This window comes from Pseudoalteromonas sp. SR45-5 (assembly GCF_014163565.1).
GTDB classification, from domain to species: domain Bacteria; phylum Pseudomonadota; class Gammaproteobacteria; order Enterobacterales; family Alteromonadaceae; genus Pseudoalteromonas; species Pseudoalteromonas distincta.
The window spans coordinates 1-824 of sequence record NZ_JACJDN010000998.1; the positions used below are offsets into that span (position 1 = coordinate 1).

The window sequence follows — 824 nt, forward strand, 5'->3', positions numbered from 1 at the left end:
AATTCCCAAATGGAAGCAATGAATGCCGACCTGACGAGTGCCATGGAGCAAACCGATAAAGCCAATAAAACAAAAATAGATTTTGTAGCCAATATGAGTCATGAACTTCGCACCCCAATGAATGGCATATTAGGTATGTTGCAACTTTTACAAAGCAGCGAGCTTCCCTCAAGGCAAAAACACTACGCAGATAAAGCTTTTTCAAGTGCTCAAAATTTATTGCAGATTTTAAACAATATTCTGGATTTTTCTAAGCTAGAATCGGAAAAAGTTCAGTTAGAGCAAATCCCTTTTACCTTACATACTATAGTTTCTAACGTTCAAAATTTATTCTCAACAAATGCCAAGCAAAAAGGTTTGTTATTAAACTTTACTTTACACGTTGATGCAGGGCTTGAACTTATTGGCGACCCAATGCACTTAAGCCAAATAATAAATAACTGTGTAGGTAACGCAATTAAGTTTACTGAGCATGGTGAAATATCATTAATTATAGAAGCGACATCTCAACACGAAAAAACAATAAACCTTCGCTTTAGTATAAAAGACACGGGTATTGGGATGACTGAAGAGCAATCAAAAATTATATTCCAGTCTTTCTCGCAAGGTGATTCAAGCACAACAAGAAAGTATGGTGGGACCGGTTTAGGACTCACTATAAGCAAACAATTAACTAAATTGCTGGGCGGAGATATACAAGTAAGGAGCACGATTAATCAAGGTAGCGAGTTTTTCTTTACTCTACCCTTTACTTTATCTGAGCAACAAAAGCTTAAAAAACACGCCTTATTAATTAGCCCTGATAATGAGCAAATTAAAAAATT

At 35.7% G+C, this 824-nt stretch carries 1 protein-coding gene; it reads left to right on the plus strand.

Annotation, left to right across the window (positions count from 1 at the left end; translation table 11 throughout):
* A partial coding sequence (locus tag H5072_RS20620; protein ID WP_310735913.1) for an ATP-binding protein occupies positions 1–824 on the plus strand: 824 nt, incomplete at both ends.